Raw genomic sequence first — 15,809 nt, forward strand, 5'->3', positions numbered from 1 at the left:
TGCCCGGCACCTACAGCCTGCGCACCACCAGCCCCGACGAGGCGGTGGCGCGCGATATGGTGTTGGGCAAACTCGGCCAACAGCCCGATGCTATTATCGCCGTGGCCGACGCCACCAACCTGCGCATGACCCTGCGCATGATGCTGGAGCTGAAAACACTGGGGCTGCCGATGGCGGTGTCGCTCAACTTAAGCGACGTTGCCCGTTCGAGGGGGTTGCAGATTGATGCGGCCAAACTCAGCAAACTGCTGGGCGTGCCGGTTTTGGAAACCGTGGCAGTGAGCAAAGACGGCATCCGCGGTGTGCGCGAGGCGGTGGCGAAACTGCCGCGCCGCCTCGACAAACCGGTCGATATGGAAGCAGCCGAACGCCTGCTCAACAATCTCGACAGCAACGCGCTTTACGAGCAGGTGGAAGATATTCTGCGCCAAGTGGTGCGCACCGAAATGAAGCTGCCCGAATGGCACCGCCGCCTGGATTCGCTGGTGCTGCACCCTGTTTGGGGATTTATCATTCTGGCGGTGATCCTGCTGCTGGTTTTCCAAGCCGTTTATTCGTGGTCTGAGCCGCTGATGGACGCCATCGAAGGCGGCTTCGGGGCTTTGGGCGAATGGGTTGCCGCCGTTATCCCGGCCGGCGTGCTGCAGGATTTGCTGGTTAACGGCGTGATTGCCGGTATGGGCAGCGTGTTGGTGTTTCTGCCGCAGATTACCATTCTGTTTGCGTTTATCCTGCTGCTCGAAGATTCGGGCTACCTGCCGCGCGCGGCTTTCCTGCTCGACAACCTGCTTTCGAAAAGCGGGCTTTCCGGCCGCTCTTTCATTCCGCTGCTCTCCAGCTTCGCCTGCGCCGTGCCTGCCGTGATGTCGGCACGCACCATTCAAGATCCCCGCGAACGTTTGGTAACGATTATGATTGCGCCCATGCTCACCTGCTCGGCGCGGCTGCCCGTTTATGCGCTGATTATTGCGGCGGTGATTCCCCAACAAACCGTTTGGGGCGTGTTCAACCTGCAGGGCCTGACCCTGTTCGCCCTGTATATTGCGGGTATCGCCTCGGCGGCACTGACAGCTTTCGTGATGAAACGTTTTGCCCGCAGACAGTCCGGCATCAGCCAGTTTCCGCTGCTGATGGAGCTGCCCACATTCCGTATGCCCAACTTCAAACACATCATCACCAGCCTGTGGGACCGCGTGAAAGCGTTTTTAAAACGCGCCGGCACGGTGATTTTCGCCTTAAGCGTGGTGTTGTGGGCATTGGTGAGCTTCCCCTCTCCGCCCGAAGGCGCAACGGGGGCTGCCATCGACTACAGTTTTGCCGGCACCATCGGCCATCTTATCGAACCGCTGTTCGCACCGTTGGGCTTCACTTGGCAGATGTGCATCGCCATGATTCCCGGCATTGCCGCCCGCGAAGTGGTGGTGGCTGCTTTGGGTACTGTTTATGCCGTGGGCGCAAGCTCCGAAGATGCCGTGCAAAACGCTCTGATACCGATTGTGAGCAGCAACTGGGGCCTGCCGACGGCGTTTGCCTTTTTGGCCTGGTATATCTATGCACCGATGTGCATGGCTACTTTGGCGGTGATTAAGCGCGAAACCAAATCCACCCTCAAAACCTTTATGATTACGGCCTACCTGTTCGCGCTGGCCTATCTGTTCGCCTTTATTGCTTATCAGGTAAGTTCGAGGATTCTATGATGGGACAATATATCATCGCAGGCATCATCGTAGCTTTATGCGTGCTATACATACTGCGCAAATTTGTGTTCAAGCCCAAAAACAGCAATTCCGCCTGCGGCGGATGCGACCGCTGCGGGGGCAGCAAGGGCGGTTGTCATTAACTTTACCAAAAACAAGGCCGTCTGAAAGTTTTTCAGACGGCCTTGTTTTTTGAATCTGCCAAGCAACGCTTAAGGTTTAAACCGCTTCGCCTTATATTGCGGCTTCATCAGGTTTTGCGGCGATAAAATATCGTCCAACTCTTCCGCGCTCAGCAAGCCTTTTTCCAGCACCACTTCGCGCACGCCCTTGCCGGTTTCGGCGCAGATTCTGCCTACCAAATCACCGTTGTGGTGGCCGATAAACGGGGTCAGGTAGGTTACCAGCCCGATTGAATCGGACACATATTGCCCGCATACTTCACGGTTGGCGGTAATGCCTTCCACACATTTTCCGGCAAGGCCGGTGCAGGCATTGCCCAAAAGCGAAATGCTTTCAAACAGGCACTGGCCGATTACGGGCTCCATCACATTTAACTGCAACTGCCCGGCTTCGGCGGCAAAGGTAACGGCGGTATCGTTGCCGATTACTTTAAAACACACCTGGTTGGCCACTTCGGGAATCACAGGGTTGACTTTGGCGGGCATAATCGAAGAGCCGGCCTGCATTTCGGGCAGGTTGATTTCGTTTAACCCCGCACGAGGACCGGACGACAACAGACGCAGGTCGTTGCAGATTTTCGACAACTTCACCGCCGTGCGTTTCAATGCACCGTGCACAGTTACATAATCGCCGCAGTCTGAAGTGGCTTCGATCAGGTTGTGCGCCGGTGTAAAAGGCAGGCCGCCCACTTCGGCCAGTTTCTCAACAACCAGGCGGGCATAGCCTTCGGGTGCGTTAACACCCGTGCCAATGGCGGTTGCGCCGAGATTGACTTCCAGCAGCACCCCGGCAGTGTACAACAGGTTGCGCTCCTCTTCTTCAAGCAACTCGGCAAAGGCGGCGAATTCCTGCCCCAGCGTCATCGGCACCGCATCCTGCAGCTGCGTGCGCCCCATTTTCAGAATATCTTGAAATTCATCTGCCTTTTGCCGGAACGCCTGTTTCAGACGGCCTATTTTCCCCACCAGCGCAGCCATGCTGTTATATACGGCAATGCGCAACCCCGTAGGATAGGCATCGTTGGTGGATTGGCTGGCGTTGACATGATCGTTGGGGTGAATGATGTCGTAGCGGCCTTTTTCATAGCCCAAAGCCTCCAAGGCGAGGTTTGCAATCACTTCGTTGGTATTCATGTTTACCGAAGTGCCCGCCCCGCCCTGATATACATCGGAAGGAAACTGGTCGAGGCAGCGGCCTTTTTCGAGCACCTCGTTGCAGGCCGTTTCAATGGCTTGGGCGGTTTCTGCGGCAATCACGCCCAAGCTGCCGTTGGCGCGGGCGGCGGCTTTTTTCACCATCACCATGCCGCGCACCAGTTCGGGAATATCGGAAATCTTTTGGGTGGAAATATTGAAGTTTTCTTTCGCCCGCAAAGTGTGTATACCCCAATACACGTCGTTCGGGATTTGGCGCCCGCCGAGCAAATCGGTTTCCGTGCGTTCTTTCATCTTTGTTCTCCGTTTCTTCAGGTTACAGCCGTTTACGGCTGCATTTATTCTACCATTTTCGGGCATAAAAAGGCCGTCTGAACGGTTGGTTCAGACGGCCTTTGGCCATTCGGCTTCTCCATCAAATATGTTCCAGCAAATCCAAAGGGGTATCAATCGCCGCATCATACGGCCACCGGGCGGTGTCGTCATCGGCGGCGATGTAGCCCCAGTTGGCGAGCACGGTTTTCATGCCTGCGTTTCTGCCCGCCTGCATATCGCGTTCGGCATCGCCCACATAAATGCAGTTGCCGGGCTTCACGCCGATTTGTTCGCAGGCATAAAACATGGGCAGGGTGCTGGGTTTGGCTTCGGCGCAGGTGTCGCCGCTTACCACCACGGCAGGCGGCACGGTAAAGCCGAGTTTGGGCACCAGGCGGTGGGTGAAGGTGTGCGGTTTGTTGGTAATGATGCCCCACTGGATGCCGCACTCGTTCAGTTCGGCAATCAGCCCGTTTATTCCGTTAAATAAAACGGTTTCTTTATCGAAACAGTGTTCGTATTCGGCCAAGTATTCCTGCCGCCATGCACCGTATTCGGGGTGGTTTTTGTCTATGCCCGCGCCCATTAAAATCAGGCCGCCGGCGCCGTGGCTGGCAACGGGGCGGATTTCGGCCATGCTTTTTTCGGGCAGGCCGCGGCGGCGCAGCAGGGTGTTGAGCGCGCCGCCCAAATCAAGCGCGGTGTCGGCAAGTGTGCCGTCCAAATCGAATAATACGGCTTCGGTCATGATGAATAATTCCTTTATTGTGTAAGGCAGGCCGGGGCCTTTGCAAAAATACTTAAGGCCGTCTGAAATATTTCAGACGGCCTAGGGAGTGTAGTCAGAAGGCTTGTGAAGCGGTTTTTTGAGGGAAAATCCGCAGATGCAAGGCAAAAAGCGCAGCAAGATTGAACATCTTGCGAGCATTTTAGCTTCGCAAGTCCGCTACGCTACCTAACGCAGCAGTTGCGGACTTTAACCAAAAATACCGCCGCAACGCCTTCTGACTACACTCCCTAGTTTATTCAGGCATATCCTGTTCGTTCAAAACCGCCCGAATCAGCGCCACGGCGCCGTCGTCGGCCAGTTTTTTGGCGACGGCGCGGCCGAGCGCGTCGGCATAGGCCAGCGGGGCTTCGGCTTGTGCCTGCAACACCACCGAGCCGTCGGGATGGCCGACCAGTGCGCGCAGGGTCAGCAGGCCGTTTTCTTCGGTGCAATAGGCGGCCAGCGGTACTTGGCAGCTGCCGTCCAACGCGCGGGCGAGCGCGCGTTCGGCGGTAACGCAGGCATTGGTAACCGGGTGGTTGAGCGGGTTGAGCGCTTCGAGCAAATCGTAACGGTTCTCGGCGATTTCTATGCCCAATGCGCCCTGCCCGGCTGCAGGCAGGCTTTCGGAAGGCGGCAGAATCAGGCGGATGCGTTCGTTTAAACCCAAGCGCTGCAAACCGGCGGCGGCAAGGATGACGGCATCGTATTCGCCGTTATCCAGCTTGGCCAAACGGGTTTGTACGTTGCCGCGCAGGGGTTTGACGGTTAAATGCGGGAAACGGGCGCGCAGTTGCGCTTCGCGGCGCAGGCTCGATGTGCCGACCACCGCACCTGCGGGCAGGTCTTCCAGTCGCCCGAAGCGGTTGGAAACAAACGCATCAAACGGATTGGCGCGCTCGCAGACGGCGGCCAGCGCAAAGCCGGGCGGCAGCTCCATCGGCACGTCTTTAATCGAATGCACGGCCAAATCGGCGCGCCCCTCTTGCAGGGCCTGCTCCAACTCTTTGATAAACAGCCCTTTGCCGCCGATCTTCGACAGGGTTTTATCGAGAATTTGGTCGCCGCGCGTGGTCATGCCGAGAATTTCCACTTCGCAACCGGGGTAAAGCTGTTTCAGACGGCCTCGGACATGCTCGGCCTGCCACATGGCCAGCGCGCTTTCTCGGCTGGCGATAACGAGTTTTTTCGGGGTCATGGTTTGCCTTAGAAAAAAGGGGAATCCAAATCAGGCAAGTCTAACACAAACCCTCCACTTCCACCGCCTGTTCATACCGTTCCAGCGGGCCGAACCCGTTGCCTTTATTCTGCTCTTTGGTGAGCACTTTCCCCTGAATGCAGATATTGTCCAAGGTAACGTTATATGCAGCACCGGACTGCCGCTTTTCCTGAACCTTGCCAATCAAACCTTGGCCTTTAAGGATGAAATAGTGTTTTCCCTGAGCAACAAACTCCGCCTGCTCAAATGAAAAATGAACGGTTCCCGTCATTTTAACCACACTACTATCCCCTTCTGCCTGGGGTGGAATTCCGGCTGAAGCAGATGAAGTGGCTACGGTTTCCGTGTGAGTGCTTGCTGCCGAATCATTATCTGCTGCGGTTTCCGTTTTGTTGTTCGGAGAACAGGCTGCTAAGATAACTAGAGCGGAACAAAGAATTTTTTTCACCAATTTTTCCTTTCCGGTTGAAGTCCTGCCTTTCAAAACGGCAGACAAATATTTAACCCTTTTAGTTTCAAATAGTTATTTAATAAGAATGCAAACAGCCTGCAGCCGCACTAAAATATATCGCGTACTGTGCAAATGTTATTAAACGGCAGTTACAGCCATTTGACCGCCCCCGCCCTCTGAAAAGTTCCTTATTGTTGCCGGATTAACTTTATTTTAAAACGCTTAATTTCATGAAACGTGCCAAACAATACCCTTTTTTAACCTTGCAGCGGCAGCGCTTTTCGCTGCATTTCGACAACCGCAGCGGCATGGCCGGTATGCCGTCTGAAAAAGATTTCTACCGCTGGATATGGCATGCGTTCAAACACCGTTTCCGCCGTGCCGAAATCAGCCTGATCCTGCTTGATGAAGAAGAAGCCCGTGCCTGCAACCGCGATTACCGCGGCAAAGACTATGCCACCAACGTGTTGAGCTTTGCCTTCAACGAAGGCGAAACCTTTCCCGAACAGCTTTCAGACGGCCTTTACGGCGATTTGGTTATCTGCCCGCAAGTGGTGCTGAAAGAAGCCGCCGAACAAGGCAAAACGCCCGAACAGCATTTCGCCCACCTCACCCTGCACGGCACGCTGCACCTGATGGGCTACGACCACATCGGTGAAGCCGAAGCCGAAATTATGGAAACACTTGAAACCCGCCTGCTGAATCAGTTAGGATACCCCGACCCTTATATTTGATTAGGATTAAATGCGAAATGGACGACAGCCAGTCGAAACCTTCTTTTTTCGAACGCATCATCTCCCGCATCTCGGGCGATGCCCCCGATTCCGCCGAAGACGTGCTGAACCTGCTGCGCCAAGCGCACGAGCAGGAAGTATTTGACGGCGAAACCCTACAACACCTTGAAAAAACGCTGGATTTTGCCGAACTTGAAGTACGCGACGCCATGATTACCCGCAGCCGGATGGATGTGATTAAAGCCGGCGAGAGCATGGAGCGCATCATTGCCTATATCATCGAAACCGCCCACTCGCGCTTTCCCGTTATCGGCGAAGACAAAGACAACGTGCTGGGCATCCTGCACGCCAAAGACCTGCTCAAATACGCCTTAAGCCCCGAACAGTTCAACCTGCAAAGCATCTTGCGCCCCGCCGTGTTCGTGCCCGAAAGCAAACCGCTCAACGCCCTCTTGAAAGAATTCCGCGAGCAGCGCAACCATATGGCGGTGGTGGTAGACGAATACGGCGGCATTTCCGGCCTGGTAACGTTTGAAGACATCATCGAGCAGATTATCGGCGACATCGAAGACGAATTCGACGAAGACGAAAGCGCCGACAACATCTTTCCCGTTTCCGCCGAACGCTTCCGCATCAACGCCGTTACCGAAATCGAAGACATCAACGAATATTTCGGCACCGACTACAGCGACGAAGAAGCCGACACCATAGGCGGGCTGGTGATTCAGGAAATCGGCCACCTGCCCGTGCGCGGCGAAAAAGTAGTTATCGGCCCCCTGCAATTCACCGTTGCCCGCGCCGACAACCGCAGGCTGCACACGCTGATGGCGATTCGGGTGAAAGAGTAGCATCCAAACGGCAATATGCCCGAACTTTTTTGCTTTCCGCCGCATGGTATAGCGGATTAAATTAATTTTCGATACAAGACAGCAAGCCGCAGACAGTACAAATAGTACGGCAAGGCGCAGCAACGACGTATCGGAAGTTAAGTTAATCCGCTATAAAAGCAAAAAAGTGCGGGCTGCCGACTCTTGGGCAACGGCGTGTTTATTTAACCAGCCTGGGCAGATCAATCGGAATATTCGGCTCTATCTCGAACACATAGTTCAACCAGTTTCCAAAGCTGTATTTTTGTTTTATTTTTTCGGGTAACGGCACATAAGGTTTCTGCATAAATGCTTTCAACTCTTCCGTGTTGCTGCCGTTCCAAACAAAAATATTGTCGGGATGGTAGAAATCATAAAATGTAACGGTCGGATTCGTTGTGATCAGCTTTTTATCATACCCTATGGCTTCAAAGATGCGTAACGACAACCCGTGATGTTTGTTGTTGAGAAAATCCACCAGAATGCCGGCTTTCTGCACCATTTTTAAATTTTCGCGATAAGGCAGGGCTTCATTAAAAGAAAAATAACGCACTTTGGGCAACCCGAGCTCTTTGCGGGCTTCTTCAGGTTTTTTCGCCCCGATATGAAAATCCACAGGCAGCCCTACTTCTTCGGCGGCATGATAAAACTGACGAATGTCGCCTATTCTCTGTTTGGCATGGGAACCTATAAAAAACAGGCTGTTGTCGGTTTTTTCTTCAACAGGGTAACAATCAAACCAAAAACTGGTAATCGGAAGGAGTTTGTCGGCATACTCTTGGCGCTTGCCGATATCGTAGGGATCAAAAAACATGAATTTGTCAAAATAACGGATTTTATAAAATTCGTGTTCTAAAAACTCCAAGGTTTCCCAGTTATAGTGCACCATCAGGCGGCTCTTCTCCCGCAGCGTCTGCAAAAAATGGCTCGGAAACACACCCGGCCAAATCATAAGGCAATAATCCGCCTGCCCCGGTATTTCATTGATTTTCTGCATAAAGGAATCGTGATATGGCTGAAAAAGCTGGTTTTTTTTATACTCCCGCTGTCTGAGCAGGTTGCGGTAAAACAGCTTCTTTACCCGCTGCCACAGGCCGGTATAAACAAACTTTTGCTCTTCATAAATAATTTCCACCACGTTGAACCCGTGGAACCTTAAGTTTTCTGCAATAACCTGGTGGATTTTGAAAATCGGCGGCATTGCCAATATAACGCTTTTTTGTGCTCTGTTCATCATTCGTCTTTTTGGCTTGAAAGCCGGAACAAATAGATATTGTTAATTTTTCCTGTCCTTTTCCTGCAGCACAGGCGGCAGCCTGCGGCAGAAAAAATTTATATCATGAAACCCCATCGGGGTGTTTTACGGCCGGGCCGTTTCAAACCGCAATAACGTAATACTTACTTTTCCGGCAGTAAAACGGGCTGGTGGGGCTCAATCTGCAGAATATAGCGTATCCAGTTGCCGAAACTGTATTTTCTGCGGACGGCTTCATCGATTCTGCAATACGGCCGGGCTAAGAAATCATCTAAACCGTCGAATGTTTTACCGTTCCAGATAAATATGTTGTCGGGGTGGTAAAAATCGTATTTAGCAACTTCACTGTTGGTTGTAATCAGTTTTTTATGATAACCCACAGCTTCGAAAACCCTAAGCGACAGGCCTTTATGCGTGCTGATAACGAAGTCGGCCAGTATTCCGCAGCGCAATGTGTTTTGCAAATGCCGACGGTAACTGATTCCGTTATGGAAACGGATATTGTTCGCAGTATACTCTTTCTCTGCCCCATAATTGTTGTCATAGGCAATCTGAAAATCAAGTTTGATGCCGTTTTGTTCTGCGTAAAGACAGAACCGGTTAACAGCTTCGATTCGGTCGCTGCGGTGCGCCCCGACAAAATAAACGGTATCAGGCTCGTCAGGCTCGCCTGTGGGGAAATGATCGAAATAAAAACTGGTAGCGGGCAGTAATGCCGGATGCTTACCGAGATCATCGGGATCAAAAACATAATAGCGGTCGAATAACGGAATATGTCCTGCCGCCGCAGGAAAACGCCCGATACCGTCCCACTGATAATTTACCATTATGCCGCTGTCTGCTTTAACTTTTTGAAGAAAACCTGCGGGATAAATGTCGGAACGGATAAACAAAGCATAATCAAACTGGAGATTTCGTGCCAACTGTGCGGAAAGCTCTTTCTGCTTCAAACGTATCATCAGCTCTTTTTTTGCTTCTTTGTTTCCAAGCAGTTTCTGCCATTGAACCGATAGCCGCGACCACAGCCCGGGATAGTGAAAATCAAGAGAGTCCAATGAAAAATCAATAACTTCGAAATTATGATATTCAAGGCATTCCGCAACAATTTTCGCCAGGCCTGCATCATTTATCATGCCCAGCAGTAAAGTGGGTCTAGGTTTGCTCATGCTGTTTGCCAAAGTCGGTTGGAGGGCTTTTTTCCCGCTTCATCAGCCCGATAACGGCCTGAGGGCTGATTTCATTAACTGTTCCTTTAAAAAACAAACAATCGCTTTTGCTGCTTCTCGGATACCAGTTCTCGAAATTCTGCGGATTTTTGTGATAAAGGCCGATAATCCGTTTGTCTAATGCGGCAGCAATATGAATAATGGCGGTATCCGGTGAAACAACGGTATCGGCAAAACGCAAAATTTCTATACTGTCATTGATTGTTTGTGTGTCCGCATACACAAAGCAGTTTTTTCTTGGCCGGCATAATGCCGTTAATGCAGGGGTTGCTTCAGGGTAGGTCAGCAATACAAATTGCCGCAGGGGAAACGCCTCCTGCAATGCAGCCAGCATTTTCCCAATGGCCGCATTATCAAATGTGCGTGATTTGGAAGCCCCGAAAAAATTAAGTGCAATATAGTCTTTCAAGGCATTTTCCTGCAGAAACCGCCGCACCCCTTCGGCAGATGCAGTGCTTTCAGGCAGAGCCGGGGCAGTATCTATCTGTGTAAAACCCAAAAGCTTCAAAGCCTCTGCATAAATATCTGCATAGTGCTGCCGCTTATTGGTGATATTCAGATTAAACAGGCGGTAATCGGCCTTATCCAAGCCGACGTTATACGGGCTGTTCAACGCATTGAGCAAAACCAAATCGCGGTCCCGCAGAAACAGCGTGGGTTCTATGGTTACGTTATATTGCCCCGCCAATGATTTTCCCAGTTTCCAATAGGCGGCGGCAGACTTTGCCTTCACTTCATGCACAGCATCGATATAAGGGTTATCGTCGAATAACCGGCGGTTTTTCGAACTGCATACCACCCCGATCTTAATATCCGGATTAGCCAGTTTGATTTCCCTGAAAGCAAACGAGCTGACGATATAATCGCCTATTTTCCCGTCTTGCCGTAAGAACAATATCGAAGCCAGGCTTTGCGGATTAAGCCCGACAGCAGATGCTGCGGGCACCCGGTCGAAAAAAGCTTTGCTCCATTTCAACCGTTGCGCCTTTAATGCATCCCTTAATTTGGTATGGTAGGTTTTGAGAAACATATCAGGCCGTCTGAAAACACAATCAATCTTGAAAATTCACAAGTATACCGATTCCGGCTATTCGCCCAACAGCGCGATATCGGCCACTGCGTTCATTTGCCCCGCCAGCCGGTTGAGCAGGTTGAGGCGGTTTTGTTTTACTGCAGCATCGTCGGCCATCACCATCACGCCGTCGAAAAACGCATCGACCTGCGGTTTGATGGCGGCCAGCCCGGTCAAGGCCGTCTGAAAATCCTGCGCGGCCAGCGCGGCATCGATTTTCGGCTGCAAGGCTTGCGAAGCGGCAAACAACGCCTGCTCTTCGGTCTGCTGCAACAGGTTTTCGTTGACTGCACCCAGTTCGGCACCGGCTTTTTTCAGCAGGTTCTGCACGCGTTTGTTGGCAGCGGCCAGCGCGGCGGCTTCGGGTAGTTTTTTAAATGCTTCTACCGCTTGCAGTTTGGCGGGCAGGTCGTTGAGGCGGTCGGGGCGCTTGGCCAGCACGGCGGCCACTACATCTTGCGGGTAGTCGTTTTGCAGCAGCACCGCCAGCCGCGCCTGCATAAATTCGGCCACTTCAGAAAGCGTGTTGTCGGCCAGTTTGCCGGCAGGGAAGGTGGCATAGGCGGCTTGCAGCACGTCGCTGATGCTTAAATCGCTGTTCATCAGCATGCGCAAGATGCCCAAGGCGGAGCGGCGCAATGCGTAGGGGTCTTTGTCGCCGCTGGGAATCAGGCCGATGCCCCAAATGCCGACCAGTGTTTCCAGTTTGTCGGCCAGCGCGGCGGCGGTGGCTATCTTGCCTTCGGGCAGTTTGTCGCCGGCAAAGCGCGGCCAGTAATGCTGCTCGACGGCGTTGGCGATTTCTTCGCCCTCTCCGTCCAAGCGGGCGTAGTATTTGCCCATGGTGCCTTGCAGCTCGGGGAATTCGCCCACCATTTCGGTAACCAAATCGGCTTTGGATAAGCGGGTGGCACGCTCGGCGGTGCCGGCATCGGCGCCCAAGGCGGCGGCGATGTGGCGGCTGATGGCGGCCAGCCGTTCGATGCGTTCGGCCTGACTGCCCAGTTTGTTGTGGTACACCACTTGCGATAATTTCGGCAAACGGCTCTCGAGCGTGGCTTTCTGGTCTTGCTTGTAGAAAAACTCGGCATCAGCCAGCCGCGCGCGCAACACGCGCTCGTTGCCGCGGATAATGTGCGACGGGTCTTCGGCCTGCAGGTTGGAAACCAGCAGGAAGCGGTTCATCAGTTTGCCGTTTTGGTCGAGCAGCGGGAAGTATTTCTGGTTTTGCTGCATGGTGAGAATCAGGCATTCCTGCGGCACGGCGAGAAAGTGCTCTTCAAAACCCGCTTCCAGCACTACCGGCCATTCCACCAGCGCGGTTACTTCGTCGAGCAGGGCCTCATTGGCGGCCACTGTGGCGTTCAGACGGCCTGCGTGTTGGTTTAAGGCCGTCTGAATGGCGGTTTTGCGCTCGGCAAACGAAGCGATCACCTTGCCTTCGTTTTTCAGTTGTTCGGCGTAGGCATCGGCGTTGGCCAACACAATGTGGCCGTCTGAAAGAAAGCGGTGGCCGAGGGTGAAGTTGCGGCTCTGCAAACCCAATACGTTTACCGGCACCACTTCGCTGCCGTGCAGCGCCACCAAACCGTGCACGGGGCGCACGAAGGTGTGGGTGCTGCTGCCCCAGCGCATCACTTTCGGAATCGGCAGTTTTTTCACCGCCTGATTGAGAATGTCTTCCAGCAGTTCGCCCAAAGGCCTGCCGGTTTGGGTGTATTCATAGGCAAACACGTCCTGCCTGCCGTCGTTGATGATTTTCAAATCTTCGATTTTGGCACTGGCGCTGCGGGCGAAACCTTCCAAGGCTTTGGTGGGCACACCGTCTTTCATACCGCTGGCCACGGCCGGGCCTTTTTTCACGATTTGACAGTCGGCCTGCACCGGCTTCACGTTTTTCACCTGCACGGCCAAACGGCGCGGCGAGGCATAAGCAGTGTATTGAGCCGCGCCTTCGATCAGCTCGTTTTTTTCCAAGCCTTCGGCCACGGCGGCGGCAAAATGGCTGCCGAGATTATTCAGGGCTTTGGGCGGCAGCTCTTCGGTTAAAAGTTCGATCAAGAGGGTTGGGGTTGTCATAGTTTTCGGCTTCGTCAATAAAATGTGGGGTTTATGCTTGTTCGGATTTCAGGATTTGCTCAACAGAAGGCAGCCTTGGCGGCCAGGCCAGACCATAAGCGCCCGGTTCGACGGTCAGATTAGGGTTATAGGCAGGATCATGCCTGATAATTTCTTTCCATTTTGATTGGAAATACCGGTATTCCTGCTTGAAACGCTCCTCTTTTTCCGGGGTATTTTCGTAGCCCCTGCTTGCAGATTCATAATGATACAGCTCTGCATACGGGGTATAGACAATTCTATAGCCTTGCTGTATCACCTTCAGGCAGAAGTCGATATCGTTATATGCGATTTTGAGGTTTTCTTCGTCCAAACCGCCCACCCGGCAGTAAATTTCCTTCGACACCAGCAGGCAGGCGGCAGTAACCGCAGAAAAATTGCTGATGAAGTTTGCCCTCCCCGCATAGCCGGGAAAACCGTTCGGTTGGCGGCAGAATATATGGCCCGCAGCCCCCCCCATACCGACTATAACGCCAGCATGCTGGATGGTATTGTCGGGATACAGCAGTTTCGCACCGACAATGCCTACACCCGGCCTCAGGATATGGGACACCATTTCATCCAGCCACCCGGGGGTGATTACCTCAATATCGTTATTTAAAAGGCATAAAAACTCTCCGTCGGCAATTTCTGCAGCACGATTGTTCAGGGCAGAATAATTAAACGGCGAATCATCCCTTAAAACGGTAACCGGATATTTTTCTTTTATTTCGTCGAAATAGCACAGGGCCGCATCGTCGTCGGAACCGTTATCAACCAAAACAACATTAAAATTTTTGTAGGTGGTTAAATTAAAAATGCTTTCAATACACTGTTTTACCAATTTAAAGCCGTTTCGGGTAGGAATGATAACGGAAACTTTGGGCTGCTTCTCAGGAAGGCGGTAATGGGCGCGGTAACTGGTTTCCAAAAGTTTTACCGAACCGTTGAAACCCATTCTTTCAAAATGCTCGTTTAAAGCACGTTCACCCGCAATCATGGCATACGGCTTGGCCTCCGCCCCCCCCGCCGTGCTCAAGGCATGAATGCGCCAATGATAGAGGATTCGGGGGATATGCAGAATGTTTTCATGAGGAACGGTTTCGATGAAACGCAGGGCTAAATCATAATCTTGCGCGCCCTCAAACCCCAAACGGAAACCGCCCAATTCACGTACGATTGAAGCCCGGTATACGCCCAGATGCGTAATCAGGTTATGGGCATAAAACAAATCCTGATTCCAATCCGGCTTGAAATACGGGTTCAGCCTGTTATTTTCTTCGTCGATTTTATCTTCATCAGAATAAATCAAATCAACATGCGGATTTTCGATAATGGCACGGGCCACCCAAAACAAAGCATGTTCGGGCAAGAGGTCATCGTTATCGAATAAAGCAATAAATTCCCCCGTTGCCAAACCGACGGCAGAATTGCTCGCAGCAGAGATATGGCCGTTTTCCCTTCGGTAAACCACTTTAATCCGGGCATCTTCCCCGGCATGGTGTTCCAAAACTTTCTTCACTTCAGGGTTTGTCGAAGCGTCGTCGGCAATACACAGCTCCCAATCCGGATAAATCTGCCTGCGCACGGATTGGATCGCCTGTTCGAGCATCTTCACAGGCGGATTGTAAACCGGCATCACAAGGGAAATCAGCGGCCTGTTTTTCATTGCCGATACGGCCTTCTTCATCAGGCGGATTTCATCAGGCACCAGTTTGTCGTAACACTCTATCCAATTGGCGTAGCTTCTATCGTCGATTTTTGTATGGCACAAGGCCTGCTGTTCGGAAAAAACATGTTGCAATACCTGCCTTACACCTTTCCAGCCGAGATTTTGATATGATTTTTTGAGTATCTTATACGTTTTACCCACCCCGCCCTGCTCCCGCGTTAAAAAACGGAAAGCTTTGCGGTAGCTGTTGGCTGCACTAACTGCCTGTTCGATTTTAATAAAGGGTTTTGCTGCCTGAACAGTATATAAAGTTTGGTATTTTTTATGATAACGCTCCCATTGGGAGAGCCGGCGGGCTAATCCCGTGTTGGTTTCATGCAGCCTGAGATAGGCCTGTTCCAATTGAAACAGCCTGTTTTGCTGCGGCTGTCCGTTTTCGGGCAGCTCTTCAGAACCGCGATGATTCCGCCCGTCAGAAACAAACACAGTTTTTTTGCGGCGGATTAAAACCCCGGAAAGCCTCACGGCTTCCCCACCGACAGCCAACAGCCGAAGCCAATAATCCCCGACTTCGCCCCCAGTGCTTTTTTCATCAAATCCGTTTAATGCGGTGAAATCGGCAGCACGGTGCACAGCCGTTAAGGGAATGGCAGGCTGCCTGCTTTCCGATTCCGAATCGGGATATTCCGTTTCAGAATAAACCAATTTACAGTTGGGGCGGTTTTCCAATACCGCCACACACTCTGCCACATAACCGGGCAGCAGGATATCGCCTTCATCCAAAAATAGAAAATACCGTCCTTTTGCCAAACGCGCGGCATGATTGCGCGCGGCGGCTGCAGTGGGATGGCCCTCGCAGATAAAGCGGGTATCGGGGCTGGCGTTTGCCGAATCTGCCAATAATGACGATACGTTGTTTTCACCCGAACCATAACCGGTAACAACCGTTTCAATACCGGCATAATCCTGCAGCCCTACGGATGCAAGGGTTTCCACCAAATCCTGCCCGCCATGACGGCAGGTAATCATCACAGAAACAAGAGGAAGGAGGTTGTGCTTCATAATACGGTTTCTTTTTATTTTTCAAACAGCCGGCTGC

Annotated in this window: 13 protein-coding genes; 4 read left to right on the forward strand and 9 right to left on the reverse strand. The window is 52.3% G+C overall.

Going from position 1 to position 15,809, the window contains the following annotated elements:
• Window positions 1–1,697 (forward strand): ferrous iron transport protein B (feoB, locus tag Q3970_RS04810; protein WP_303099470.1); only part of this gene is annotated, 1,697 nt, incomplete at its 5' end.
• Window positions 1,697–1,840, forward strand: a complete 144-nt coding sequence (locus Q3970_RS04815) for a FeoB-associated Cys-rich membrane protein (protein ID WP_303099471.1) — start codon at window positions 1,697–1,699, stop codon at window positions 1,838–1,840. The genes feoB and Q3970_RS04815, both read left to right, overlap by 1 nt.
• Window positions 1,841–1,909: 69 nt before the next feature.
• Here Q3970_RS04815 and aspA read toward each other — a convergent pair whose 3' ends face one another.
• The 4 genes from aspA to Q3970_RS04835 all read right to left on the reverse strand — a co-directional run bounded on the left by aspA (window position 1,910) and on the right by Q3970_RS04835 (window position 5,785).
• A complete protein-coding gene (aspA, locus tag Q3970_RS04820) occupies window positions 1,910–3,328 on the reverse strand; it encodes an aspartate ammonia-lyase (RefSeq protein WP_303099472.1) in 1,419 nt (472 codons plus the stop codon).
• Window positions 3,329–3,449: 121 nt separating this feature from the next.
• Window positions 3,450–4,097, reverse strand: coding sequence for an HAD family hydrolase (locus Q3970_RS04825; protein ID WP_303099473.1), 648 nt, complete (start codon window positions 4,095–4,097; stop codon window positions 3,450–3,452).
• A 274-nt stretch (window positions 4,098–4,371) separates the two neighbouring features.
• Window positions 4,372–5,316 carry a hydroxymethylbilane synthase gene (gene hemC, locus Q3970_RS04830; RefSeq protein WP_303099474.1) on the reverse strand — a complete coding sequence of 315 codons (945 nt, stop codon included), beginning with the start codon at window positions 5,314–5,316 and terminating at the stop codon, window positions 4,372–4,374.
• 40 nt (window positions 5,317–5,356) lie between these two features.
• On the reverse strand, window positions 5,357–5,785 hold the full coding sequence (locus Q3970_RS04835; protein ID WP_303099475.1) for a hypothetical protein: 429 nt from the start codon (window positions 5,783–5,785) through the stop codon (window positions 5,357–5,359).
• A gap of 233 nt (window positions 5,786–6,018) precedes the next feature.
• Between Q3970_RS04835 and ybeY the strand changes: the two genes are divergently transcribed.
• Window positions 6,019–6,522, forward strand: a complete 504-nt coding sequence (gene ybeY / locus Q3970_RS04840) for an rRNA maturation RNase YbeY (RefSeq protein ID WP_303099476.1) — start codon at window positions 6,019–6,021, stop codon at window positions 6,520–6,522.
• A 17-nt stretch (window positions 6,523–6,539) separates the two neighbouring features.
• Window positions 6,540–7,370, forward strand: a complete 831-nt coding sequence (locus tag Q3970_RS04845) for an HlyC/CorC family transporter (protein WP_303099477.1) — start codon at window positions 6,540–6,542, stop codon at window positions 7,368–7,370.
• Between the two features lie 199 nt (window positions 7,371–7,569).
• Here Q3970_RS04845 and Q3970_RS04850 read toward each other — a convergent pair whose 3' ends face one another.
• The 5 genes from Q3970_RS04850 to Q3970_RS04870 all read right to left on the reverse strand — a co-directional run bounded on the left by Q3970_RS04850 (window position 7,570) and on the right by Q3970_RS04870 (window position 15,772).
• Complete coding sequence (locus Q3970_RS04850) at window positions 7,570–8,589, reverse strand: hypothetical protein (RefSeq protein ID WP_303099478.1); 1,020 nt, start codon at window positions 8,587–8,589, stop codon at window positions 7,570–7,572.
• 197 nt (window positions 8,590–8,786) lie between these two features.
• Window positions 8,787–9,809: a hypothetical protein gene (locus tag Q3970_RS04855; protein WP_303099479.1), complete on the reverse strand. Its 1,023-nt coding sequence runs from the start codon at window positions 9,807–9,809 to the stop codon at window positions 8,787–8,789.
• Entirely contained in the window at window positions 9,796–10,899 is a 1,104-nt protein-coding gene (locus Q3970_RS04860) for a glycosyltransferase family 9 protein (protein ID WP_303099480.1), read from the reverse strand. The genes Q3970_RS04855 and Q3970_RS04860 overlap by 14 nt, the downstream gene beginning before the upstream one ends.
• 57 nt (window positions 10,900–10,956) lie before the next feature.
• The gene (glyS, locus tag Q3970_RS04865; RefSeq protein WP_303099481.1) at window positions 10,957–13,020 is read right to left on the reverse strand and encodes a glycine--tRNA ligase subunit beta; all 2,064 of its coding nucleotides are present in this window, start codon (window positions 13,018–13,020) and stop codon (window positions 10,957–10,959) included.
• Window positions 13,021–13,051: 31 nt separating this feature from the next.
• A complete protein-coding gene (locus Q3970_RS04870; protein WP_303099482.1) occupies window positions 13,052–15,772 on the reverse strand; it encodes a glycosyltransferase in 2,721 nt (906 codons plus the stop codon).
• Window positions 15,773–15,809: the final 37 nt, after the last annotated feature.

Source organism: Neisseria sp. (assembly GCF_030530745.1).
Taxonomy (GTDB): domain Bacteria; phylum Pseudomonadota; class Gammaproteobacteria; order Burkholderiales; family Neisseriaceae; genus Neisseria.

What these genes read in the sequence shown, in the direction of transcription:
- Q3970_RS04815 (WP_303099471.1), top strand. Translation starts at nt 1,697, where the DNA reads ATGGGACAATATATCATCGCAGGCATCATCGTAGCTTTATGCGTGCTA.
- aspA (WP_303099472.1), bottom strand. Translation starts at nt 3,328, where the DNA reads ATGAAAGAACGCACGGAAACCGATTTGCTCGGCGGGCGCCAAATCCCG.
- Q3970_RS04825 (WP_303099473.1), bottom strand. Translation starts at nt 4,097, where the DNA reads ATGACCGAAGCCGTATTATTCGATTTGGACGGCACACTTGCCGACACC.
- hemC (WP_303099474.1), bottom strand. Translation starts at nt 5,316, where the DNA reads ATGACCCCGAAAAAACTCGTTATCGCCAGCCGAGAAAGCGCGCTGGCC.
- ybeY (WP_303099476.1), top strand. Translation starts at nt 6,019, where the DNA reads ATGAAACGTGCCAAACAATACCCTTTTTTAACCTTGCAGCGGCAGCGC.
- Q3970_RS04845 (WP_303099477.1), top strand. Translation starts at nt 6,540, where the DNA reads ATGGACGACAGCCAGTCGAAACCTTCTTTTTTCGAACGCATCATCTCC.
- Q3970_RS04850 (WP_303099478.1), bottom strand. Translation starts at nt 8,589, where the DNA reads ATGCCGCCGATTTTCAAAATCCACCAGGTTATTGCAGAAAACTTAAGG.
- Q3970_RS04855 (WP_303099479.1), bottom strand. Translation starts at nt 9,809, where the DNA reads ATGAGCAAACCTAGACCCACTTTACTGCTGGGCATGATAAATGATGCA.
- Q3970_RS04860 (WP_303099480.1), bottom strand. Translation starts at nt 10,899, where the DNA reads ATGTTTCTCAAAACCTACCATACCAAATTAAGGGATGCATTAAAGGCG.
- glyS (WP_303099481.1), bottom strand. Translation starts at nt 13,020, where the DNA reads ATGACAACCCCAACCCTCTTGATCGAACTTTTAACCGAAGAGCTGCCG.
- Q3970_RS04870 (WP_303099482.1), bottom strand. Translation starts at nt 15,772, where the DNA reads ATGAAGCACAACCTCCTTCCTCTTGTTTCTGTGATGATTACCTGCCGT.